22 protein-coding genes are annotated in these 23,709 nt (G+C 61.0%); 9 read left to right on the forward strand and 13 right to left on the reverse strand.

Annotation, left to right across the window (positions count from 1 at the left end; all coding sequences use genetic code 11):
• Positions 1-95: 95 nt before the first annotated feature.
• Complete coding sequence (locus LVY71_RS08165) at positions 96-869, forward strand: ferredoxin--NADP reductase (RefSeq protein WP_235099296.1); 774 nt, start codon at positions 96-98, stop codon at positions 867-869.
• A 16-nt stretch (positions 870-885) separates the two neighbouring features.
• On the opposite strand, the gene LVY71_RS08170 is transcribed toward LVY71_RS08165, so the two are convergent.
• The 8 genes from LVY71_RS08170 to LVY71_RS08205 are packed head-to-tail and all read right to left on the reverse strand — an operon-like array spanning position 886 to position 7,810.
• Positions 886-2,181: an MSMEG_0569 family flavin-dependent oxidoreductase gene (locus LVY71_RS08170; RefSeq protein ID WP_235099297.1), complete on the reverse strand. Its 1,296-nt coding sequence runs from the start codon at positions 2,179-2,181 to the stop codon at positions 886-888.
• A 23-nt stretch (positions 2,182-2,204) separates the two neighbouring features.
• A complete protein-coding gene (locus LVY71_RS08175) occupies positions 2,205-2,492 on the reverse strand; it encodes an MSMEG_0570 family nitrogen starvation response protein (protein ID WP_235099298.1) in 288 nt (95 codons plus the stop codon).
• On the reverse strand, positions 2,485-3,651 hold the full coding sequence (locus LVY71_RS08180; RefSeq protein WP_235099299.1) for an MSMEG_0565 family glycosyltransferase: 1,167 nt from the start codon (positions 3,649-3,651) through the stop codon (positions 2,485-2,487). The genes LVY71_RS08175 and LVY71_RS08180 overlap by 8 nt, the downstream gene beginning before the upstream one ends.
• Positions 3,648-4,643, reverse strand: coding sequence for a sll0787 family AIR synthase-like protein (locus tag LVY71_RS08185; RefSeq protein ID WP_235100056.1), 996 nt, complete (start codon positions 4,641-4,643; stop codon positions 3,648-3,650). Before LVY71_RS08185 ends, LVY71_RS08180 begins: the two co-directional genes overlap by 4 nt.
• Entirely contained in the window at positions 4,643-5,194 is a 552-nt protein-coding gene (locus tag LVY71_RS08190) for an MSMEG_0567/Sll0786 family nitrogen starvation N-acetyltransferase (RefSeq protein ID WP_235099300.1), read from the reverse strand. Before LVY71_RS08190 ends, LVY71_RS08185 begins: the two co-directional genes overlap by 1 nt.
• Complete coding sequence (locus LVY71_RS08195) at positions 5,191-6,315, reverse strand: MSMEG_0568 family radical SAM protein (protein WP_235099301.1); 1,125 nt, start codon at positions 6,313-6,315, stop codon at positions 5,191-5,193. Before LVY71_RS08195 ends, LVY71_RS08190 begins: the two co-directional genes overlap by 4 nt.
• A complete protein-coding gene (locus tag LVY71_RS08200; protein ID WP_235099302.1) occupies positions 6,236-7,297 on the reverse strand; it encodes a Nit6803 family nitrilase in 1,062 nt (353 codons plus the stop codon). Before LVY71_RS08200 ends, LVY71_RS08195 begins: the two co-directional genes overlap by 80 nt.
• Positions 7,298-7,327: 30 nt before the next feature.
• The gene (locus LVY71_RS08205; protein WP_235099303.1) at positions 7,328-7,810 is read right to left on the reverse strand and encodes an MSMEG_0572/Sll0783 family nitrogen starvation response protein; all 483 of its coding nucleotides are present in this window, start codon (positions 7,808-7,810) and stop codon (positions 7,328-7,330) included.
• 320 nt (positions 7,811-8,130) lie between these two features.
• On the opposite strand from LVY71_RS08205, the gene LVY71_RS08210 reads away from it, so the two are divergent.
• Complete coding sequence (locus LVY71_RS08210) at positions 8,131-9,519, forward strand: aminotransferase-like domain-containing protein (RefSeq protein WP_235099304.1); 1,389 nt, start codon at positions 8,131-8,133, stop codon at positions 9,517-9,519.
• Between the two features lie 39 nt (positions 9,520-9,558).
• Here the strand turns inward: LVY71_RS08210 and LVY71_RS08215 are convergent, their stop codons facing one another.
• Positions 9,559-11,208: a Na/Pi cotransporter family protein gene (locus LVY71_RS08215; RefSeq protein WP_235099305.1), complete on the reverse strand. Its 1,650-nt coding sequence runs from the start codon at positions 11,206-11,208 to the stop codon at positions 9,559-9,561.
• Positions 11,209-11,247: 39 nt separating this feature from the next.
• Complete coding sequence (locus tag LVY71_RS08220; protein ID WP_235099306.1) at positions 11,248-12,027, reverse strand: DeoR/GlpR family DNA-binding transcription regulator; 780 nt, start codon at positions 12,025-12,027, stop codon at positions 11,248-11,250.
• A gap of 249 nt (positions 12,028-12,276) precedes the next feature.
• Here LVY71_RS08220 and LVY71_RS08225 point away from each other — a divergent pair, with 249 nt between their 5' ends.
• The 6 genes from LVY71_RS08225 to LVY71_RS08250 all read left to right on the forward strand — a co-directional run bounded on the left by LVY71_RS08225 (position 12,277) and on the right by LVY71_RS08250 (position 18,709).
• Positions 12,277-13,293: an ABC transporter ATP-binding protein gene (locus tag LVY71_RS08225; RefSeq protein ID WP_235099307.1), complete on the forward strand. Its 1,017-nt coding sequence runs from the start codon at positions 12,277-12,279 to the stop codon at positions 13,291-13,293.
• 48 nt (positions 13,294-13,341) lie between these two features.
• Positions 13,342-14,619: an ABC transporter substrate-binding protein gene (locus LVY71_RS08230; protein ID WP_235099308.1), complete on the forward strand. Its 1,278-nt coding sequence runs from the start codon at positions 13,342-13,344 to the stop codon at positions 14,617-14,619.
• A gap of 45 nt (positions 14,620-14,664) precedes the next feature.
• A complete protein-coding gene (locus LVY71_RS08235) occupies positions 14,665-15,585 on the forward strand; it encodes a carbohydrate ABC transporter permease (RefSeq protein WP_235100057.1) in 921 nt (306 codons plus the stop codon).
• Positions 15,582-16,391 (forward strand): carbohydrate ABC transporter permease, encoded by an 810-nt coding sequence (locus LVY71_RS08240; RefSeq protein ID WP_235099309.1) that lies wholly within the window; start codon positions 15,582-15,584, stop codon positions 16,389-16,391. The genes LVY71_RS08235 and LVY71_RS08240 overlap by 4 nt, the downstream gene beginning before the upstream one ends.
• Positions 16,391-17,221 (forward strand): endonuclease/exonuclease/phosphatase family protein, encoded by an 831-nt coding sequence (locus LVY71_RS08245; RefSeq protein ID WP_235099310.1) that lies wholly within the window; start codon positions 16,391-16,393, stop codon positions 17,219-17,221. Before LVY71_RS08240 ends, LVY71_RS08245 begins: the two co-directional genes overlap by 1 nt.
• A gap of 132 nt (positions 17,222-17,353) precedes the next feature.
• Positions 17,354-18,709 carry a GumC family protein gene (locus LVY71_RS08250; RefSeq protein ID WP_235099311.1) on the forward strand — a complete coding sequence of 452 codons (1,356 nt, stop codon included), beginning with the start codon at positions 17,354-17,356 and terminating at the stop codon, positions 18,707-18,709.
• An 87-nt stretch (positions 18,710-18,796) separates the two neighbouring features.
• Here the strand turns inward: LVY71_RS08250 and LVY71_RS08255 are convergent, their stop codons facing one another.
• Genes LVY71_RS08255 through LVY71_RS08265 form a run of 3 tightly spaced genes read right to left on the reverse strand, consistent with a single transcriptional unit; the run spans position 18,797 to position 21,847 of the window.
• Positions 18,797-19,582, reverse strand: a complete 786-nt coding sequence (locus tag LVY71_RS08255; RefSeq protein WP_235099312.1) for an enoyl-CoA hydratase/isomerase family protein — start codon at positions 19,580-19,582, stop codon at positions 18,797-18,799.
• Positions 19,583-19,610: 28 nt separating this feature from the next.
• Complete coding sequence (locus tag LVY71_RS08260) at positions 19,611-20,771, reverse strand: acyl-CoA dehydrogenase family protein (protein WP_235099313.1); 1,161 nt, start codon at positions 20,769-20,771, stop codon at positions 19,611-19,613.
• A 17-nt stretch (positions 20,772-20,788) separates the two neighbouring features.
• Positions 20,789-21,847, reverse strand: coding sequence for an acyl-CoA dehydrogenase family protein (locus LVY71_RS08265; protein WP_235099314.1), 1,059 nt, complete (start codon positions 21,845-21,847; stop codon positions 20,789-20,791).
• 418 nt (positions 21,848-22,265) lie between these two features.
• Here LVY71_RS08265 and LVY71_RS08270 point away from each other — a divergent pair, with 418 nt between their 5' ends.
• Complete coding sequence (locus LVY71_RS08270; RefSeq protein ID WP_235099315.1) at positions 22,266-23,696, forward strand: aldehyde dehydrogenase family protein; 1,431 nt, start codon at positions 22,266-22,268, stop codon at positions 23,694-23,696.
• The last annotated feature ends 13 nt before the right edge of the window (positions 23,697-23,709 follow it).

Consider the following 23,709-nt stretch of genomic DNA (forward strand, 5'->3'; position numbering starts at 1 on the left):
ATTATTCATTAGTACACAAATGAATTGGCGAGACAATCTCGTCCTCGCATTTTTGTTTTTGACACTTCGTTGGCCCTTCAACCGGATCGAGCGGAATGAGCAATTTCAATCAGGAAAGTGTTCTCAGCGTCCACCACTGGACCGATACGTTGTTCAGCTTCACCACAACCCGCGATCCGTCGTTTCGCTTCCGCAACGGCGAGTTCACCATGATCGGCCTCAAGGTCGGCGAGAAACCGCTGCTGCGCGCCTACAGCGTGGCGAGCGCCAATTACGAGGACCGGCTGGAATTCTTCTCGATCAAGGTGCCGAACGGGCCGCTGACCTCGCGCCTCCAGCACCTGAAGGAAGGGGATGCGATCATCGTCGGCCGCAAGGCGACCGGCACGCTGGTCATTGACAATCTCAGGAACGGCCGGAATCTCTATCTGATCGGCACGGGAACAGGGCTCGCGCCGTTCCTGAGTGTCATCAAGGATCCGGAAACCTACGACCGATTCGAGAAGGTCGTGCTGCTGCACGGCTGCCGTCACGTCAGGGAATTAGCGTATGGTGAGATGATTACTGAAAAGCTTCCGAACGACGATCTGATCGGCGGACTGGTCCGCAACCAGTTGATCTACTATCCGACGGTGACGCGCGATCCGTTCCGCAATCGCGGCCGGATCACCGACCTGATGACGTCAGGCAAGCTGTTCAGCGATATAGCTCTTGCGCCGCTCAAGGCCGCGCATGATCGTGTCATGATCTGCGGCAGTCCGGCGCTGTTGCAGGACACGCGCGCGCTGCTGCTCGACAAGGGTTTCGTCGAAGGCAATCACGGCGAGCCGGGAGAATTCGTGGTCGAAAAGGCATTCGCCGAGCGCTGACGCTTTCGGAAATAGTCTAGGCTGCACTTTCTACATAAGTGACGGGGGTGGGACGGTCGACCGTCTCGCGTTTTTCGTTTCTCTGGACGATGGCCGTCGCGAGATACTCTGCATCGCGGCCGACGCCGATAAACCGGCCGGATCCCCACGTATAAAGCCACGGCAGGCCCAGGACATACGCGCCATCGGCCGAGGTGATGCCGCGCTTGTGCGTCGGATAGCCTGCGCCGTCGAACATCGGAAGCTCGACCCATGACCAGTCCGACTGGAATCCGGTGGTCCAGATGATGCTCTTTATATTGGAGTTGGCGAGGTCGAGGGCGGTGGGCGTGGCCGAGGGCTGCCACACAGGATCGTAGTGAACGCCTGCCGGCGCTTCGATACCTGCTTTAGCGATATGATCATCGATCAGGCCGCAGATACCGTTGTAGACGCGGTCGGCGTTATCGAGGTTTGTGGCGAGATCATTGCCGAATTTAAGAACGCCTTTCTCAATGTTGTTCAGGCGGCCGTAAAGCCTCATTCCTTCTAGGGCGAATTTGCGTAGGTCGATGTCACGCCCGCCATCGCGCCCGGTGAGATAATGATTGGCGTTCTTGCGAACCTTCTCTTTCAGCGAATGCTTATCGACCGGCAGATCGTACTGGCCAAGGTCATCGAGCCATTCCACCGCATCGCGGCCACGGTAGACACGTGGACAGCGCGGCGCGCTGCCTACCGCAAGGTGAACCTGATGGCCGGCAAGATGCAGGTCCTCCGCGATCTGGCAACCGGACTGGCCGCTGCCGACCACCAGGATGTCGCCGGCTGGAAGCTGGTCGGGATTGCGGTACGAGGATGAGTGAATTTGAGTGATGGATGAATCGATCCGTTCCGCCATGCGCGGAATGTTCGGAATGTGATAGCCGCCGACGGCAAGCACGATCTGATCCGCGCTCAGCTCCCCCGATGTCGTTGTCAGCAGGAAGCGGCCATCGTCCTCCCGTTTCAGCCGTGTGACGGCGACGCCTTCGCGGACGGGGGCTGCGATTTTCTTTGCGTAGTTTTCGACATACGCGACGATGTCATCGCGCAGCATGAAGCCCTTTGGATCGTTGCCCGGATAGGAAAATCCTGGCAATTGGCACTGCCAGTTGGGGGTCACGAGACAAAACGCATCCCAGCGTTGAGTCTTCCACGCGTGCGCGATGGTGTTCTTCTCGATGACGACATGGTCGATATTGTTGCGGCTGAGATGATAGCTCATTGCAAGGCCGGCCTGCCCCCCACCGATCACGATGACTGGGTAATGCTGTTTGGGGGAAAGCGACATGGCTGGTTCCTTGTGACCCGGTGTTATTCTACAAAAGCGATGACGGTGACGCGTTCGCCCGATTTGGTGCCGAACCGCTGTGCGGAAATCTCGATGCGCGCAAGCTGACCAAGCGCGAGTGAGCAGGGTGTGCCGTATTTCTCACGCACACGTTCGCTCGCGATCATGAGCGCCGTGCGGCTGCGCGCGACAAAGTCGGGAAGCGGATAGGTTTCGCCTGGGACAAAGTAGTCCTTGATGACGAGTGATGGCGAATAGCAGGTCTCGTCCGCGCCGTCCGGCCAGCGGATCTGGAAGCGCATCTCAGGCATGGTGCATCTCCTGCATCCGGACGTAGACGGGTAGATGAGCGCGTGCTGTCCGCGGCCAGTCATGACGGCGCGCAACTCTGTATCCCTTGGCTGATAACAGCGAGCGGAGCGGCTCGGCGAGTACCGTCGCCATCGCGTTGGCGATCGATCCAATGCTGTGTGGATCGCACCAGACGACCTCATCGTCTGTGAGATATTCAGTAAACGGCGGGATATGCGACGCGATCACCGGCAGGCCGCTGGCCATTGCTTCCAGCACGACAAGGCCGAAGCCTTCGCGGACCGAGGCGAACACCAGCGTATCCGCCAGCCGATAGAGCGAAGGCATATCCACGTCCGCCAGCACGCCGGCGTGGATCACTGCGCCAGAGGGCAGACCTGAATTGTCCAGCGCAGCCTGGAACTGGCGGTGATATGTCCTGTGGTCGAGCACCGATGCGCCGCCGGCAATCACGAGCTGTGCCGAAGGCCGGATAGAGCGCAATTGCCTGAAAGCCTCGAATATCCGGAGTGAGTTCTTGCGTTCTTCGACGCCGCCAATGCACAACATGACAGGGCTGCCGCGAACTCCGAGACGATCACATAGCGCGGCGTCGCGCGCTGACGGCTTTGACGAAAACCGTGATATATCGACGCCGTTGCCGACCACGGTGGCGGCTTTGGAAAATTCGGCGGCAACGCGATCCGCCCACATCTGGCTCACGACGAATAGCTGATCCGCGGCGGCAATCGAACGATGCTGCAACGCTTGCAGGCGAGGGTCGTCGAAGCTGTCCATGTGATGCACCGTGCGGGCGAAGCCATGAATGAGCCCGCGCTGCTTCAACGTTGTCAGCGCATTCCCGGAGATCCCATCCTGGGCGTGAAAGACATCGAAACGGCGATGAGCCGGACTTTCGAAGTAGCTCACATAGTCGGTGACGCGCGTCTCGACCATCGATGTGACGTTGCTACCCGTCGGAGATGCCGGAACCGAAATAGCCGGTGTTTCAGTCTTGCGGAAGAAACCCTTGCCGCTTGGGTCTGGCGCATGAACGACGGCTGTATGCCCAAGCTGAGTCAACGCATCGGCGAGTTCGAGCGCGTGAATTACGCCGCCTCGCGCGTTCGTGGAATGGGTAAGAATCGCGATGCGAAGATTGGACACAGGACTGGTCATGCACATGCCCGCCGTTCGGCTGATAGGCCGGTGCCGCACCCGATCAACGGGCTGTGCGCGAAGTCCCAGATCGTCTCGCTCTGCGAGCCATCGGAAATGGAGACCATCGTCCCCGCTGTCACATCGCCGATTGTGGCGGCCGCAATACCGCGCAATCGAAAGCGTGCCAGCATGTCCTCGACCTTGTCAGCGCGCACCGACAGCAGATAGCCGAAGCTCGGAAATGTGAGCAGCCAGCGCTCCAGATCGACGCCATCGGGCTTCGGGATCGATGCGAGATCGATCGAGAGGCTCACGCAGGAACACTCCGCCAGCATGGCGGCAGTGCCGACGATGCCGCCCTGGCTGATATCCTTGGCGGCTTTGGCGAGGCCCGCCTCAGCAATCGCGGGCAGGAGTTCAAGGTCGCCACGCAGCCGCTCGGCAGGCGCATCCGTTGCAGCTTCCCAGTTGGAAAACGGCTCGCGATAGCGCCCGCGCAGGTCGATGGCTGCAATCAGCCGATCACCGGGCAGGGCATCGAAACTGGTCAGGAGTTTTTTGGCGCGGCCGAGAATGGCGACCGCGAACTGTCCGCGCTCGCTGCGGATGTTGGTATGGCCGCCGACCACGGGCACGCCGAACGCGCGCGATGCGCTGCTGAGGCCATCCAGCACCGGCGATGCCTTGTCCTCGCCGTCGGACCAGATCGCGTTGACGACGGCGACGGGCCGCCCGCCCATCGCGGCGATGTCGGAGACATTGACCATGATGCCACACCAGCCGGCGAACCACGGATCGCCGGCGACGAATTCGTTCATGAAGCCTTCGATGGCGAACAGCGTGTAACCGTCGCCGTCGGGAATGGCCGCGCAGTCGTCACCCACCGCGATTGCGCTTTCGCCAGACAGGCCGAGCGCCGAGGCCACGGTTGCAATATCGCTCTTGGCCGCAAGGCCGCTGCTGCGGCGCAGGCGGTCGGCAAGAACGGACATGGCGACCTGGCCGATCATCACGCGGCCAGCTTCGGCAGTGACAGGAAGCCCGCTTCCGGCGTGGGGAAGGGCGGATAATAGGCGAGGTCCGGCGTCATCAAGTGATGAGGCCGCCCGAAGGTCTCGTTCTCGCTGACGGTGCGCCAGTGCATATGATGGAACAGTTCGGCGTTCTGGCTTTGCACGTTGCCGAAGAATTCGCGGCAGCCGTAGCCATGCGCCGAGGAGACGGCGAGACGGATCAGGCCCGCGCCCACCGCGCCGAGTTTGCGATAGGGACGCGCGACTGCAAGCCGCGATCCCCACCAGATGTCGCTGCCGTTGCTGCGATCCGGATGAATACGCACCGTGCCGACGACCTCGAAGGCTGCGACACCGAACAGAGAGATTGCGACAATCGGGATTGCATAGTCGTCGATGTCGTCGCGGTCGCCGTCCTCGAAAATTTTCTGCTCCGTGCAGAATACCTGCCGGCGAAGCGCGGCCGCGCCGCGCTTTTCCCAATCCTCCGTCGCGAACTTGATCTGATAGGCGCTGGCGAGAAACGGTTTGAACGGTTCGAAGATCATGCGTTCGCCCTCCGCTCATAGGTGGAAAGCGCGGAGCATGCGCCGCATTTGGCGCAGCCGGCTTTCACATCAATAGACTTCAATCCACCATCGTTGAGCATCTGTGCCAGTGGCTGCAAAATTCCGTGCATGAAGGCGGGCAGCGGTGTCGGATGGCTCTCCAGCGGCGTGCCGGAGATGGGCACGAACGGCACCACGAAGGGATAGACGCCGATATCGACCAGCCGCTGGCAGATATCGAGAATTTCCGCGCTGCTGTCGCCGAGGCCCGCAAGAATATAGGTCGAGACCTGACCGCGGCCGAACACCGGCACCGCAGCCTTGAATGCTGACAAATAACGTTCAACCGACACCTGCGCCTTGCCGGGCATGATTCGCTGTCGCACCGTAGGCGTGACCGCCTCAAGGTGCATGCCGAGCGAATCCACGCCGGCATCCTTCATGCGCTGAAACCATGCGTCGTCGTCGGGCGGCTCGCATTGCGCCTGAATCGGCAGATCCACGGCGGCCTTCACCGCGAGCGCACTCTCGGCGAGGATCGCCGCGCCGCGATCGTTACCCGGCGGGGTGCCGGTGGTCATCACCATATGACTGACGCCGTCGAGTTCGACAGCGGCCTTCGCGACTTCCGCGAGTTGAGAAGGCGTTTTGCGCTCGACCGTGCGGCCGGCCGCAAGCGATTGACCGATGGCGCAGAACTGGCAGGTCTTGGTGCGGCTCTGGTAGCGGATGCAGGTCTGCAGAACGGTTGTTGCGAGCACATCGCGGCCGTGCAGCGTGGCGATCTTGGAGTAGGGAATGCCGTCCGCGGTCGAGAGATCGTAAAAGCGTGGACGCAGCGGAAACGACACGTTGCCGAGCACAATGCCATCGCGGCTGATGCGGCTGTTGCCACGTTCGTCCGGCTTCTCGACCAGATAGGGGCTTTCGAACGCGGGTGCATTGTGGATCGGCACCATCACCGTCGCGCCGTCGATGGTGAACGGTGTATGGTCGGACGGTCCCGCTCCGCCGCGGCGGCTTACATGGCTCGCCTTCGGATCAACGAGACGAACTCCGAAGGATTGCAACTCGTTGATCAACTGCTCTGTCGGCATCGCTGCCAGCTGGTCGTGCGACATCAGAGGTTTCATCGGTTGATTCTCCGGAGGCGGACGTGAAATGAGTCTGTGTGCTGTTGTGCATCGGTGCGGTCGGGCGGTCATCGATCAGCAGCGACAGCAGTTCGGGGCGGGCGTAGTGCCCAACGGAATCCATCATGCGCTTGCGCTTCACGATCAGCGCCATGTCGAGGTCGGCGATCAGGATGCCTTCGCCGTTGGTCAGCGGCGGAACGACGTGGCTTCCTTCGGGCGAGATGATCGCCGTCATGCAGCCGCCGCGCAGGCCTTTGCGCAGGCTTTCGTCCGGCGAAATCTTTGCTATTTGCTCTTCGGTTAGCCAGCCGGTGGCATTGACGACGAAGCAGCCGCTTTCCAGTGCGTGATGCCGGATGGTCACTTCGATCTGGTCGGCGAAGATCGGGCCGACCAATGAGCCGGGAAACTGTGCGATGTGGATTTCTTCGTGCTGCGCCATCAGCGCGTAGCGCGCGAGGGGATTGTAGTGTTCCCAGCACGCCAGCGCGCCAACGCGCCCGACTTGGGTGTCAACCACTTTGAGTCCGGCGCCATCGCCCTGACCCCAGATCATCCGCTCGTGGAATGTTGGCGTCAGCTTGCGGCGCTTCAGCAGGATCGTACCATCGGCGTCGAAAATCACTTGCGTATTGTAGAGCGAGCCGTGGTCGCGTTCGTTGACGCCGAGGGCGATGACGATGTTGTGGCGCCTGGCGGCATGAGCGATCGCGTCTGTGATGGGGCCGGGCACGACGACCGCATTGTCATAAAGATGGATGTGTTCGGCGCCGCTCAGCACCGGCGGGCGGACGAACGAGAAATAGGGATACCAGGGGATGAATGTCTCGGGGAACACGGCAAGCTGCGCGCCTTTGCCCGCGGCTTCCGAGATCGCTGCAAGCACGCGATCGAGCGTTCCCGTCGGTGTGTCAAGGTCGGGCGCGATCTGAACTGCTGCAACCCTGACAATTCGTTTCTCCGGCATGACCTTTCTCCTTCGTCCGCTTTGCAAGCCTCAGAGAGTCCAGGTGTGGAGCATGAAGGCGTTATCGTTGCGGTGGAGCAGCGTCAGATCCAGCACGTCGAGCGGATTGATCGGCCTGATGCCGGGGATCAGCGACGGTTCGCCGTGGCCATAGAGCGCCTGCAGCGCGAAGCGACAGGCATAGACCTTGCCGCCTTCTTCCATGAACTTGACGAGCTGGTTGTTGAAGTTCTGCGCGCCAGGAAACGCTTCGTCGCCGATCTTCGGAAATCCGCGCTGCACGCCGAGCGTGACGCCTGGGCCATAGAGCAGGATCGAGGTTTCGAATCCTTTGCGCTGCAAGCGGAGCGCCTGGAGGATATTGACCAGACCGATCGAGCCTTCGAAGGCGACGGTGTGGAACGTGACGAGCGCCTTCTCGCCGGGCTTGGCTTTGACGTCTTCGAAAACCTTCTCTTCGTAATCGACCAGAAAGTCACCCTTCTGTCGGGCTGGCATTGTCACTGCGGGCATCATGCACTCCTTGTTTCTGATCCGGCGCTCCGGACGCAGATCAAGGATTTGCAATCAATGTGCCAAACGGGACTCTGCATATCTTATCATCAGAACATTCAATTTGCATTCAAATATGCATTCAATATTGAATGGAAACTTGATAGGCTCTCCCGCCTCTCGCAAAATATTGCCTAGCGACGCTAGGCAAAGCGCCTTTTCGTTCGGCAGAAGCGGCGCTTCGGAACTCCATTGCTGTGCACCAATGAAATTCACTTGGCAAACTTTGGCGCAACAAGTATGCATTCAATTAGCGATCAATTATGAGGGTGATTCCCGTCATGGCCGACTGGCGTCCTGATCTCTCCAACAGCGACAAGCCGCGCTATCTGGCGATTGCCGATGCAATCGCGGATGACATCGGCGCTGGCCGACTGGTGATCGGTGATCGTCTGCCGCCACAGCGCAAGCTCGCAAAGCGTCTCGAGATCGATTTCACCACTGTCGCGCGCGGTTATGTCGAAGCGCAAAAGCGCGGACTGATCGAATCGAAAGTCGGGCAGGGCACCTTCGTGCGAGACAAACCGCGCCCGCGCCGCTCGCTGCAATCGTTTCCGCCGCGGCCTGTCGACCTGTCGATGAATCTGCCGCCGGAGCCGGACGATCCCGAACTGATTGCGCGGATGCAGGCGGGCGTGGATTATGTCGCGCGGGATATTGTCTCGCTGCTGCGCTATCAGGGCTTCGGCGGCACCCAGGCCGACAAGGACGCCGCGTCGAGCTGGCTCGGCCGCCGCGCGCTGGTCCCGGCACAGGATCGCGTGTTCGTCTCGCCGGGCGCGCATCCCGCGCTGGTGGGCATCGTGTCGATCCTCGCCAAGCCGGGTGAAACAATTCTCAGCGAGGCGATCACCTATCCCGGCATCCGGTCGATCGCCGCGCAACTCGGCGTCGATCTTGTCGGTTTGCCGATGGACGATGACGGCATCGAGCCGCAGGCTCTAAGCGACGCCTGCACCAAGCTGAAGCCCAAGGCGATCTATCTCAATCCGACGCTGCAGAATCCCACCACGTTGACCATACCAGATCAACGGCGACGCGAAATTGTCGCGATTGCCCGACGTTATCATATTCCGATCATCGAGGACGATGCCTACGGCTTCATTCATGAGCACGGCCACGGTCATTCACCTTTCGCCGCTATCGCGCCGGATCTGACCTGGCATGTGGCCGGTCTCGCCAAGTGCATCGGTGCGGGGTTGCGTGCAGCCTACGTCGTAGTGCCGGACAGCCGTTCGGCGTGGCCATTTACCTCCGCGCTGCGGGCCGCAACGGTGATGGCGTCGCCGTTCACGGTAGCGCTTGTGACGCGCTGGATCGAGGATGGCACTGCCGACACGATGCTGCGCTTCATTCGTGCCGAGACCACGGCACGGCAGAAACTCGTCGCCGAAATCATGCCGAAGGGTTCCTATCGTGCGGATCCGCTCAGCTTCAATATGTGGGTTCCGTTGCCTAACCCATGGACCCGGTCCGGCTTCGTCGAGCATATGCGCTCCACGGGGATCGGCGTCGTCGCCAGCGACGCATTCGTGGCAAGCGGCACCGCCCCGGAGGCGGTTAGGATCTGTATCGGCGGTCCGGTAAACCGCGCGCAGGTGAAGAGCGGGCTGGAATACACCGCGCATGCATTGACGGAATCACCCGCGCTGGCGTCCCGGTTTTTGTGAACAAAAACGTTTGATCGTTCGGGGCGTCAGACGGCTGGTTTACGCCATGCGGCTTGGCAAAAGCGCTCCGGTGCGTTCCAGCACCGGATACGCGGCAGCGGCCACGATGTGCGAGTTAATCAGCTTCATATCGCGCAAGAGATCGAGGTGGATCGAGCTGGCCTGCGCGGTCTGAAGGTCGCTGTTGCGGAGCCTGTCGAAATGCGACGCGATTGCTTTTGATTCCGCATCCCTGAATACGGCTTTTTCATCCACCAGCAAGCGCGCGGTTCGCGGATCTTCAGTGACGAACAGTGATGCCGCTGTCTTGAGATTGGCGGCGAGGCGCCGGATCATCGTGCTGATATCGTTCTGATCGTCGTCGGAAAACACCAGACCGCGCTTCAGCCTTTTCGATGCGTGCGGGAGGAAATTCCGGTCGATGACATCGCCCGCCTGCTCGATGTTCATCGTGAAGGTCAGGATTTCATTCAGGCGGCGTTGATCGATCTCATTCAGTTCGTCAGGATCGAGCGATGTGAGATACGACTTGATGGCGATGTTCAGTTTATCGAGCACATCTTCGCGCCGCCGGGTTTCCACCAGCAATCGCCGGTCCCCCTTTGTGAGTCCTGCATTGACCCCCAGCAGCATGTCTTCCAGCACATCGGCCAGACGGAGTGCCTCGCGGGAGGCGGCGCCGAGCGCGACGATCGGCGTCTCCTTGGCCGCCGGATCGAGATAGAGAGGCCGCGCCGGATCGGCCGGATCGGCGCGATCCGGCAGCAGGCGGCGCAGCAGCGACGCATAGGGCGTTAGTAGCGGCAGCGATACCAGCGCGACCGCAAGATTGAACAGTGTGTGGAAATCGGCGACCGCGCGTGCAGGACTGGGCTCAATCTCCATGATGAAGCGGCTGATCGGCCCGAGAAGGCCGATCGTCACGGCGACGCCGGTAAGGCGTCCGATCAGATTGCCGAGGGCAGGGCGCTTGGCGGCGGGGTCGTTACCTGCAGGGCCTTCGATAAGGGGATTGATGGCGGTGCCGAGATTGGCGCCGAGGACCAGCGCAAAAGCTGCATCGGCAGGAACGACGCCCTTCGTCGCCAGCGACATGATCAGCAGGACGACGGCGACGCTCGAATGCGCCGCCCACGTCAGCACGGCGGCGAGGACGACGTCCAGTACCCAGGAAGAGGAGATCAAACCGAGCAGCGCGGTCAGGGTGGGAGAATTCTCATATCCCGTCATCAAATCGAGCAGGTGGCGCAACGCCAGCAGCATCAGTCCGAGGCCAATGAAGACGCGACCGAGATCGTGTGCCTGCGTCCGTGAATCCCTGCGGAACATCAGCATACCGATCAGCACGAGGGCAGGCGCAACGAGGGTGACGTCGAACGAAAGAATCTGCACGATCAGGGTCGTGCCGACATTGGCGCCGAGCATGACGGCGAGTGCGGGAACCAGCCCCATCAGACCGCCCGCCGCGAAGCCGGCGGTCATCAGTCCGGTGGCGGTGCTGCTCTGGAGCACAGCGGTAACGCCCACGCCTGCCAGGAAGGCCCGGAAACGATTGCGCAAGGCGCTACCCAGAATCGTGCGAAGCTTCGAGCCAAAGGCGCGCTGAATTCCGGTTTGCACCATATGCGTGCCCCACAGCAGCAACGCGATGAAGCCGGCAAGATCGATCAGGTTGATGGTCAGGGTCATGATCGAATCCCCTTGTTGTTTTAATGCGCCAGCGCCGGGTCACGCGGCCTGTACGCGGCCATCATCTGCAACATGAATCTTTCCGGCGAACTGATCGGTGATCCGATGGAAACCCGCTGGAATCGGTTTCTCTGTAAAGAAATGTTGGCAATCGCTGATGTGGCCACCGCGCACTGTGGCGTTGCGACCGAATTTGCTGGCATCGGCGACGAGCAGTGCGGTTCGGCAATTGGCGACGATGGCCTGACGCGCCTGAACCTCGCCGGAATAAAAATCCAGCAGCGTGCCGTCTTCGTCGATGCCGCCGACGCCAAAGATTCCAATATCGGCTTTGAACTGGGAGAAGAAACGCACCGCGGCGTCACCGATGATGTCGCGGTCGAGCGGGCGCAGCGTTCCGCCCGCGAGGGTGATCTCTACATCGGGATTGTGCGCGAAAGCCGATGCCGCGTTCAGACTGTTGGTGATGATCCGAAGGTTCTGGCGTCCGGCCAGCGCCAGCGCAACATATTCAGGCGTCGTTCCGAGGCCGATCATGATCGAAGCCCCGTCGGGAACGAAATTGAAGACGGCCTGCGCGATGCGCCGCTTCGCCTCGAAGTTCAGACCTTGCCGGCTTTCATAAGCGAGGTTCTGGTTCGAGACCGGAAGACCGACGCCGCCGTGAATGCGGCGCAGCAAACCTTGGTCGCACAACTGGTTCACGATGCGGCGGGCAGTTTGCTGAGTGACGTTGAAGTGCACGGCAAGATGCTCGATCGACGCGAAGCCTTTGTCGCGCACGATGTCCAGAATCTGGGCCTGTCGTTTGTTTGTCATCTTGAGCATGTATCTGATGGGAATATTATCATTCGAACATAATAGGTGCAATTTCTTATTTCGTTCGATCAAGATTTATGTTCGAATGAACGCGGGGAGGAGTTTTGATGTTGCCGGGGACGCGAGCAAAGCGTTCTTTCGACGTGCGTGCCGTGTGGCGATCTCCGGCAAGCGGAGCGACCCGGCGCACGTCGCCGTGCATGCCGTACGCCTCTCGCGCACACCAATTCAGTCGGGCCGGGTAAGTTTATGTCAGCGATTACGCTCGATCATGTCTCCAAGAACTGGGGCCCCATGCGGGCCGTCGACGCGGTCAGCCTCACGGCGGACGAAGGTTCGCTGCTGGTTCTGCTGGGGCCGTCGGGTTGCGGCAAGTCGACGACGCTGCGGCTGATTGCGGGCCTCGAGCAACCGGACGGCGGCACGATCACAATCGGCGGCGCCGACGTGACTCATCTGTCGCCGGCCCAGCGCAAGATCTCCATGGTGTTCCAGTCCTACGCGCTGTTTCCGCATCTAAGCGTCGCGGAGAACATCGTGTTCGGCCTGCGCGTGCGGGGTGTCTCCCGCGCTGAACGCGCCGAGCGGCTCAAGCGCGTAGCGGACATTGTCGGTCTCGGACGCTTGCTCGAGCGCAAGCCGTCGCAGTTATCCGGCGGCCAGCGCCAGCGCGTGGCGCTCGGGCGCGCCATCATCGCCGAGGCGCGGGTCTGCCTGATGGACGAGCCGCTTTCGAATCTTGATGCAAAGCTTCGTCATGAGATGCGCACGGAAATCCGTTCGCTGCAGCAGCGCCTCGGCATGACGATGGTCTATGTCACGCATGACCAGACCGAAGCGATGACGATGGCGGACCGCGTCGTGCTGATGCGCGACGGCCGCATCGAACAGAACGGCACGCCGGAAGAACTTTACAACAGGCCTGCGACAGCTTTCACGGCGCGATTTATCGGAACGCCCCCGATGAATCTGATTGCCTGTGGTGACCGGCTCCTCGGTATTCGCCCGGAGCATATTCGCATTGTGTCGCATGACGGTCATCCGGCGCGCGTAAAGGCGGTCGAGCATCTCGGGGCGGACAGCATCATTCTTTGCGACATCGACGGACAGCCTGTTTCGGTGCGGCAGGATGGTTTCAGCAAATCGCAGCCGGGCGATGACATTCGGCTCGCGTGGGATGCTGGTTTTGAACACCAGTTCGACAAGACGTCGGAACGGCGGATCGAAGCCGCTTCCGGCGAGGTGAAACGTATTGCGGCTGTCTGAGACTCGGAACGGGATCGAGCAGCCTGATGAAAACCAGGGGAGGATGATATGAGATTCTTTGGACGAACGATGTTGGCGGCGGCTGCACTTGCGGCGCTATCCCTCAATGCGCGGCCCGCGGCCGCGGTCGATCTGACCATGTATTATCCGGTCGCGGTCGGCGGCCCGGTGACCAAGATCATCGACGACATGGTGGCGCGTTTCGAAAAAGAGAACGCGGATATCAAGGTGACGGCGGTCTATGCCGGTAACTATACCGATACGATGACCAAGGCGATGACGGCGATGAAGGGCGGCCAGCCGCCGCAATTATCGGTGCTGCTGTCGACTGACGTCTTCACGCTGATGGACGAGAACGCCATCGTGCCGATGGACGGGCTTGTTGCGGACAAGGCGTGGTTCAAGGAATTCTACCCGGCGTTCATGGCGAACGGCCAGATCGACGGCAAGACCTGGAGCATCCCCTTCCAGCGTTCGACTATCGTGCTGTACTGGAACAAGGACGCCTTCAAGGAAGCCGGCCTCGATCCGGAAAAGGCGCCTGCGACCTGGGACGAAATGGTCGAGATGGGCAAGAAGCTCGTCAAGAAGGACGCGTCGGGCAATACCACACGCTGGGGCGTTGAAATCCCCACCACCGGCTACGGCTACTGGATGCTTCAGGCGCTCGCCATCGAGAACGGTCAGAAGCTGATGAACGAGGCGGGCAACGAGGTCTATCTGACCGCGCCGAAAACTATTGGTGCGCTGGACTACTGGACCGACCTGTCGCGCAAGCACGCGGTGATGCCGACCGGCAGCATCGACTGGGCGACGCTGCGTACCGACTTCCTCGAAGGCAAGACTGCGATGATGTGGCACACCACAGGCAATCTTACTGCGGTGAAGGACGGTGCAAAGTTCAATTTCGGCGTCGCCATGCTGCCCGCCAAGGAACGGCGCGGTTCGCCGACCGGCGGTGGCAGCTTCTATGTCTTCAAGAACGCGTCACCGGAACAGCAGAAGGCCGCGGTGAAGCTCATTCAGTGGATGACCGCCCCCGAGCGGGCCGCCGAGTGGAGCATCAAGACCGGTTACGTTGCCGTCTCACCGGCGGCTTACAAGACGCCGACCATGGAAGCCTATACGAAGGGCTTCCCGGCCGCGACCGTTGCGCGCGACCAGCTCGAGCATGCGGTGCCGGAATTGTCCGTTCACGAAAACGGTCGCATCTACAAGTTCGTCAATGACGCCGTGCAGGCGGCCGTCACCGGCACGCAGAAGCCGTCGGAGGCGCTCGCGGCTGCGCAGCAGCAGGCCGACCGCGTGCTGCGCGCTTACAAGTAAAGAAAATGCCGGGTGGCGGTTCGCCGCCGCCCGGCCGCTTTCATGATGACCGATCAAGCAGTCACAGCACCAGTTGCCCCGCGAAGACCGAGGTCGCACGCATGGTGGAATGCTGTGAATGCGTGGCTGCTGCTGTTGCCGGCCTTCGTTTTGCTGATTGCATTCACGCACTATCCCATTCTTGCGACGATCCGGCATTCATTCTTTCTGACGCGGCGGAACGGCACGGAAGTTTTCGTCGGCTCCGAAAGCTACCAGTCGATGGCCGCCGATCCGATCTTCTGGAAGGCGCTGGTCAATAATTTCTGGTTCGCGCTCGGTACCATCCCGACATCGATCACGCTGGCGTTGTTGATGGCGATCTGGGTCAACCGCAACATGCGTGGCCGTGGCTTTCTGCGCCTCGCGTTCTTCACGCCGACCGTGCTGCCGATGATCGCGGTGGCCAATATCTGGCTGTTCTTCTACACGCCGGATTATGGATTGCTCGACCAGTTGCGCGGCGCATTCGGTCTCGCAGGCTGGAACTGGCTTGGCGATCCAAGCACGGTGATGGGCTGCCTGATCGTCATGGTGATCTGGAAGGAAGCCGGATTCTTCATGATCTTCTACCTCGCGGCGCTTCAGCAGTTGTCGCCGGATCTGGAAGAGGCAGCAGCTGTCGAAGGCGCCAGCCGTTGGTACACGTTCCGGCGCATTACGTTTCCACTGCTGATGCCGACCACGCTGTTCGTTGCGATCAACGCCGTCATCAATTCCTTCAAGCTGGTGGACCATCTGGTCATCATGACCAAGGGCGGCCCAAACAACGCCAGCACGCTGCTGCTCTACTATATCTATGAAGTCGCCTTCACGTTCCAGGATTCCGCCTATGCGGCGACGCTGACGGTGGTGCTTCTGATCCTTCTCAGCACGGTGGCGCTGATCAAGTTCGGCTACCTCGACCGCAGGATCCACTACCAATGAACGGCCGCACGCACCCGATCGAGGCGATCGCCGCGTGGCTGCTGGCGCTGTTGTGGCTGGCGCCGCTGGTTTACGCGTTCTGGAGCGCGCTGCATCCCGCAGCCTACGCGACGTCGTTTAGTCTGTCCGCGCCATGGACGCTGGAGAACTTTGCGCGCGCGTGGCAACAGGCGCCTTTCGGCCGCTACTATCTCAACACCATTGTATTGGTCGTGATCATCCTGATCGGCCAGCTCGTGCTCTCGACACTGGCTGCCTACGCGTTCGCGCGTTTTACGTTCAGGGGAAGCGGCATTGCATTCGCGCTTGTACTGCTGCAGTTGATGATCATGCCGGACGTGCTGATCGTCGAGAACTACCGCATGATCGGCAAGCTCGGGCTGCTCGATACGATCCCGGCGATTGCGTTGCCGTATCTCGCTAGTGCGTTCGGAATTTTCCTGCTGCGGCAGACCTTCAAGAGCGTGCCGCAAGAGCTGGTTGAAGCTGCTCGTGTCGAAGGGGCGGGACCGCTGCAAATCCTCTGGAAGGTTTATGTGCCGCTGGCGCGGCCAACCTATGTGGCCTTCGGCCTCGTCTCGGTCAGCTATCATTGGAACAACTTCCTTTGGCCACTGATCGTCACCAACTCGGTCGAGAGCCGGCCGTTGACGGTGGGACTCGCAGTATTCGGTGCGCCGGAAACCGGAGTCGACTGGTCGATCATTACGGCAGCGACGGTGATGACGATGGCCCCGCTGCTGATCGCGTTTCTGCTGTTCCAGCGGCAGTTCGTGCAGTCCTTCATGCGTGCGGGCATCCGCTGATGCGGCTACTGACCTGGAACATCCAGTGCGGCAGGGGCTGCGACGGGGTAACCGATCTCGCACGCATTGTGTCCGTCGCCAGAGAGTTCGCCGACGCGGACGTTTACTGCTTTCAGGAAGTGTCGGATAATTTCTCCAATCTTGATGGCGGCAAGGATCAGAGCGCAGAACTGGCGTCATTGTTGTCGGGATACCGAGCGGTATTTCGTCCAGCCATCGAAACAATTGACGGTGACGGCCGGTCGCATCGGTTCGGCAATATGACGCTGTCGCGTCTGCCGGTGGTGCAGATCGCCAACCACCTGCTGCCGTGGCCGGGGAGCGTCCGCAGCATGCGGCGTCACGCGCTGGATGTTACCATTCTGGCAGCATTCGGACCGGTGCGCATCGTCAATACCCATCTCGAATATCATTCAGCGAGCCAGCGTGAAGCCCAGATCACTCGGCTGCTCGATCTGCAGGAAGAAGCATCCACGAGTCCCAGGACAGGCGGCCTTCACGTTGAACCATACGCCGCTCAAACGCTTGCCGCGTCGAGCCTGTTGTGCGGCGATTTCAATTTCGACGTATCGGACCCGCAGTATAATCTCATTCACGAGTCGACGCGGCCGGGACTGTGTTATCGCGATGCGTGGCGGGTATGTCATCCGGGTCAACCTCATGCCTTCACCTGCGGGCTCTACGATCACGCACAATGGTCGAACGGTCCCGACTGCCGCGATTTCATTTTTGCGACCGAAGATTTGAGCAACCGGGTTCGCCATATCGAGGTCGATGGCAACACCGCGGCCTCGGATCATCAGCCGATCTTTATCGAGCTTGCCGGCTGAAAATCCCGGATATCCGCCGGTTTAGGGTGGTTGCCGCGGGCATATTTTGTCCGATGGCTACCTAAAGATGCCTCCCAACAGGCGCGCCGCCGGTCTAGACTGGGCCGACTTGTATCGGAGTGGGTCGTTGACATGGCGATTTCAGATGGCGACCGGCACGACGCTTACCTGCGTCGGATTCAGCCGCCGGTTTTTCACATTGATGACGCTGTAGCGATGCTGCGTCGCCGGGCAGCTTTTATCGCGGGGGTAACGCTTGCCTGCGCCGCGATGAGCCTTGTCTACGTCTTGCTCGCGTCTCCCAGGTATCTTGCATCAGGCCGGATCGAAACCTCCGGTGCGCAGGTTGCGGGCGGTGTGGAAAGCCAGACTGGTGTCATGAAGTCTGCCGCGATTTTTGACAAGGTTATCGCACGTGAGAAGCTCGCGACCGATCCGCTGTTCGGCGCGAGATCGCGGGGAATCCTTTCCGGATCGCTGGCCGCGATCGGTCTCGTGCCTGCCGCTGACCCGCACGCATTGGCGTTACGTCAGCTTGATCGCTCGGTCAGCGTCACGCACGATCCCGGCTCGTCCGTGGTGAATGTCAATGTTATGACGCCGGATCGCGAAACATCGGCGCGGGTCGCGAATGCGGTCATGGAGGCCTATATAGAAGACGCGTCGCGCCCGCAGACAAACGCTGCGCCCAGCGCTCGCGTACCACTCGATGCGCTGGAAACGCTTCAATCTCGCCTCCGCAGTGCCGAACAGCGCTATCAGTCCTATCGCCAGGACAACGGAATGGCCGGCCTCACCGGCCGGCCGATGCTGGAAAAGCAAGCGAGCGAGTTGTCCAGCCAGATCGCCACGGCCGAAGCTCGTGTCAACAGCTTGCGTTCGGCATTGACCCAGCTCCAGCGTGCGAGGAACGACAGGGATGTCGATGCGATTCCCGCAGGGATGCGGAGCAGAACCGTGGACGCTCTCAGGAATCGTTACGCAACGGCGCGGCGCATCGAAGCCGATCTGGCGGAGACGCTCGGACCACGGCACCCCGATCTGAAATTCGCCCGATCGCAGACGGCGGAAGCAAGGCGGCTGCTGGACCAGGTCGTCGGCGAGATGGTTCAATCCACCGCTGGCGAAATGGAACGCGCCCGTTCCGCCGCGACCAAACTCAAGATCCGTCTTGAGGCTTCGACGAAAGATCTGAGCAATTCGACCGACGCATCCGCGCGTCTCGCGGAACTGGAACGCGATCTCGAGGCGAGCCGCGCGGCTTATCAGGCCTTCCTGCTGCGATCTCGCGACGCCGGGGAACGGCAGCAATCGAACGATACGCTTCCCCGGATACTAAGCCGCGCTCTGCCACCGCAGGAGCGAAGCGGCGCATCTTCTGTTCGCGTTCTGCTGATGAGTACCTTGCTTGGACTGGGTCTCGCTCTCAGTCTTGCCTGGCTGCTTGAACTGATGGGCGAGCGAAAGGGCAATGCCGCGCTTCGATAAGCGAAGATGAAGGGCCAGCCGGACGATTCATATCCGGCGCATCAATCTACAACCCCCACCTGCACAATACTTTCGTGAGGCGGCCGGTCATCGTCCCTTGAAGTTGCCGGCGCGGCGTTCTTCCGTCGACTTCACGCCTTCCTTGAAATCCTCGGTGTCCCGCAGCCAGGTCTGTTCCGCGAGTTCGTGGTCAGTCTGCGCCTTGACGCGCTCGGCGAGGCCCGCGCGCATGGTCGCACGCGTCGACATCAGCCCCAGTGGGGAATTCTCGGCAATCTCGCCCGCGAGTTTGAACGCCTCGGCGCGGACCTGATCCTGCGGCACGAGCACGTTGGCGAGCCCCATCTTGAAAGCTTCCTCGCCGGTCACCCTGCGGCTGGTATAGAACATCAGCGCGGCGTTGTTCTTCCCGATCACTTCCGGCAGGGTCACGGTGAGACCGAAACCGGGATGGAATCCAAGCCGCGTGAAATTCGCGGCGAAGCGCGTCTCGGGACAGGCGACGCGAAAATCCGCCGATACTGCAAGACCGAGGCCGCCGCCAATGGCTGCGCCCTGCACGGCGGCGACAATCGGCTTCTTGTTGCTGAAGATACGAACCGCCTCGCGATAAAGATCGCCGGTGGTGCCGTCGCCGGACGCAGCGTCTCCATCGAACCCTGCCGGCCGGTTGAAGTTCGCGCCGGCGCAGAATGCCTTGCCTTGCGAGGCAAGAACGACCGCGCGGGCGTCCATGTCGTTGTCGATCTCGCCCAGCGCATCTGCGATCTGCCGGATCAGCGACAGGTCGAAGAAATTCAGCGGCGGCCGGCGAATCTCGATCAGCGTGACGTGTCCGTGCTTTTCGACGCCGATGTCGGTGAAGCCGCTCATGAATGTTCCTCGCTCGATGGGGTTATTTTTAGCGCAATCCCAGACCGCGCGCGATGATGCCACGCAACACTTCCGTGGTGCCGCCCTGGATCGTCAGCTTTGGCGCAATCTTGATGGCGAAGGCAAGCTGCTCTTCCAGCGTGTGATGATTGGATGCATCGGTATCGATAAAGGCGGCGAGATCGCGCACGCGATGCGGAAGCTGCTGCTCCCAGATAGTGCCGACATCCTTGACGATGGCGGCTTCCACCACAGGCTCCTTGCCTGCGTGCAACATGCCCGCGACCGATACCGACATGCGGCGCATGGCGTGAAGCTGGGCCACCAGCCGGCCGATGCCTTCCGCGCCGCGCACATCGGGGTTCGGTCCCAGCGCGCGCACGAGTTCGGTCAGCACATAGTAGGTTTCAAGAAAACGTTCCGGTCCGCTGCGCTCATAGGCCAGTTCGCTGGTGGCCTGTTTCCATGCCCCGTCGATTTCGCCGAGGGCATGATCGTCCGGAAGGAAGACGTCCTCGAACACGACTTCGTTGAATTCTTTCAGCCCGCTGATCTGCGCGATCGGATTGACGGTGATGCCCGGCGTCTTCATGTCCACCAGAAATTGCGTCAGGCCGTGGCGGCGGTTCTCTTTGGTCGGCTGCGAAGTGCGGAAGATCGCAAGCATGTAATCCGCGATATGCGCCGAGGTGGTCCAGATCTTGGTGCCGTTGATCAGCCAGCCGCCGTCGGTCTTGGTCGCCTTGGTCTTGGCGGCGAACAGATCGGAGCCGGAATTCGGTTCGCTCATGCCGATGGCGAAACAGACTTCGCCGCGGCAGATGCGCGGGAGAATATCCATCTTGATTCGCTCGTTCGCATATCGGAGCAGCACCGGGCCGCTCTGGCGGTCGGCGACGAAGAAGCGGCGGGTGGGCGCGTTGGCGACCCGCATCTCTTCGGTGACGACATAACGCTCCAGGAAGGTGCGCTCGTGGCCGCCGTATTTCTTCGGCCATGTCATGCCGATCCAGCCGCGCTGGCCGACGCGATGGCTGAATTCCGGAATGTCGCTGTCTTCGCGCTGCGGTTCGTGGGGATTGAAGGTGCCGGCCGCGATTTCCTCGGCGAGAAACGCGCGGACTTCGCGTCGCAGCGTCTCACACTTTTCCGGCAAACGGATCTGATCGAAACGAAGCGCTGCGGTCATTTTGTTTTTCCTTGTTCTCAGCGCGAGGCGACCAGCGGCCACAACTCGTCCGCACCGCGGGCGGCGACGAATTTGCCAAGTTCGGTGGCCCAGTAGCTTTCCTGACCGAAGTCATCGCGCCAGGCCAGCGCGCGCAAGGTGTAGCGATGCAGAATGTGCTCCATCGAGAAGCCGATGGCCCCGTGGACCTGATGCGCGATGGCGGCACTTTTCTCTGCAGCCTCTGCGCAACGGATCTTGGCGGCGGCGACCTCGAGGAAAACGCCGTCGTCGAACGACGTGCTGTCCGCGACGGAATCCGCTGCCGATCCCGCGGCGGAGACGGCGACCGCCACTTCGCCAGCGAGTTTTGCGAGATTGTGCTGCACCGCCTGGAATTTCGAAATCTGCTTCTCGAATGCGACGCGCTCGTTCGCGTAGCGCACTGTTATGTCGAGCATGGTTTCCAGCGCCCCCGCAATCTGCAGGCTGCGCAACGTTGCGCCCATCAGCATCAGCGAGGTTGGCCTCGTTCCTGCCGGCGCAGGCTTTATTGAAACCGGTTTGACGTTGTTGAAGGTCACGGTGTCCGAGGCGTCGTTGCCGAGATTTTCTCCGGCCTCAATCCGGCAGGACGCCGCTTCGACAAGCGCTATCATCGATCCCTGCGCGCCGGATGCGATCACTGCGATATATTCGACGTCGGATGCAAACGGAATACCCCGGGCGCGGCCGCTCACTGTTCCGTCCGCGTTGACCGTCATGCGATCCTGCGGCCGTGCTGGCGCGACCGTCATTTTTCCGGACGGCGAGGGAAGTCCGGCCTGCGACAGCAGCCAGCCTGCGAGCATTGTTTCGACCAGCGGAATAGAAACTGCAAACCGGCCCGCCGAGCCCGCGACGCTGAAGCCGTCTGCGAGACTGACACCGGCGCCGTTGCAGTCTTCCGGTACCCACGACAGGGGCAAACCGGCATCGCTGAGCGCGGTCCAGAGCGTTGATTTCCAGCCGTCATTCGCGGCGCTGTTGATGCTCTGCGCGTCCGCAAGATCGGTAAAAATGCGCTCGGCGGTCTCGGCGACGATATTGTCAGTCAAGCTACGATACCTTTCGGCTGCCACGGTTGTTCAACCATCAGAGACCTGCGCATTCTTTTGCCAGCGATCTTGTGACGGCGGGCTTTTTTGCAACGCAGCGTGCGTTGGGGTGGTGCGCGGTTGAGGGGCGAGAACGATGTGGCCGGAACGCTATCGCTTCGGCCGGAAGCATGTCAAATCCGATCAGTCTCCTGAAAATGTCGCGCCGGAAGTATGTTTCCGGCGCGCAAAATACTATGCATGCCCCGCATGCGCTGCACTCGCATGTGACGATAAAGGATCGAGGCCGGTCTTTCGCTTCCGGCCCAAGAGCGATACCATCGGGCCGTATCGGCGAGGGCCGGTCCATCGAATTTATCGGTCGTCTGATCGATTCACCCATCATCGACGCAAGAACGCGGCAGTTAAGGGAAACGCCATGACCAATCGCATGCAGTTTTATATCGACGGCGCCTGGGTCGACCCCGTAGTCAAGAAGTCCATCCCGGTGGTCAATCCGGCCACGGAAGAGACGATGTACGAGGTCGCGGTTGGCTCCAAGGCCGACGTCGACAAGGCTGTTGCCGCCGCCCGCCGCGCGTTTGAAACATTCTCGCAGACCAGCCGCGAAGAGCGCGTCGCGCTGCTCGAGAAGATCATCGCGGTCTACAAGACCCGGATGAAGGATGTCGGCGCCGCGATCTCCGATGAGATGGGCGCGCCGCTGCCGATGGCGGAGAAGATGCAGGCCGGCGCCGGTCTCGGTCATCTTTCCTCGACGCTTCAGGTTCTCAAGGACTATCAGTTTGAAGAGCCGATTGGCTCGGCGGTGGTCGTGCGCGAACCCGTCGGCGTGATCGGCATGATCACGCCGTGGAACTGGCCCCTCAACCAGATCGCCTGCAAGGTCGCGCCTGCGATCGCGGCGGGCTGCACCATGATCCTGAAGCCGTCGGAATTCACGCCGTCGTCCGCGCTGATCTTCGCAGAAATCCTGCATGAAGCGGGCGTGCCGAAAGGCGTGTTCAACTTGATCAATGGCCTCGGTCCCGATGTCGGCGTCGCCATGAGCGAACATCCGGGAATCGACATGATCTCATTCACCGGTTCGACCCGCGCCGGCATCGATGTCGCCAAACGCGCCGCCAACACTGTGAAGCGCGTCAGCCAGGAGCTCGGCGGCAAGTCGCCGAACATCATTCTCGACGATGCGGATTTCACCAAGGCTGTGACCGGCGGTGTGGCGCATGTCTTCAATAACTCGGGACAGTCGTGCAACGCGCCAACTCGCATGATTGTGCCGCAGGCAAAGATCAAGGAGATCGCGGCCATCGCCAAGGCCGTCGCCGACAAGACCAAGGCGGGCGATCCGCGCGCCGAGGGCACCACCATCGGTCCGGTGGTCAACCGCACGCAGTGGGACAAGATCCAGGCGCTGATCCAGAAGGGCATCGACGAAGGCGCAACGCTTGTTGCCGGCGGCGTCGGCCTTCCGGAAGGCGTCAACAAGGGCTTCTATGTGCGGCCGACGGTGTTCTCCGACGTTAACAACGACATGACGATCGCCCGCGAGGAAATCTTCGGCCCCGTCATCGTGATCATGGGCGCGAAGGATGAAGCGGACGCGGTGAAGATCGCCAACGATACGCCCTATGGTCTTGCGGGTTACGTCTCGGCCGGCACGGTCGAGCGTGCGCGCAAGGTCGGGCGTCAGCTTCGCGCCGGCAACGTCAATCTCAACGGCGTTCCAAATGAGCGCACCGCGCCGTTCGGCGGCTACAAGCAGTCGGGCAACGGCCGCGAGTGGGGCAAGTTCGGCCTCGAGGAATATCTCGAAGTGAAGGCGATCGCGGGTTTCAACGCGGCCTGAGGTTCTCCGAAAC

The organism is Bradyrhizobium sp. G127 (assembly GCF_021502575.1).
GTDB lineage: Bacteria > Pseudomonadota > Alphaproteobacteria > Rhizobiales > Xanthobacteraceae > Afipia.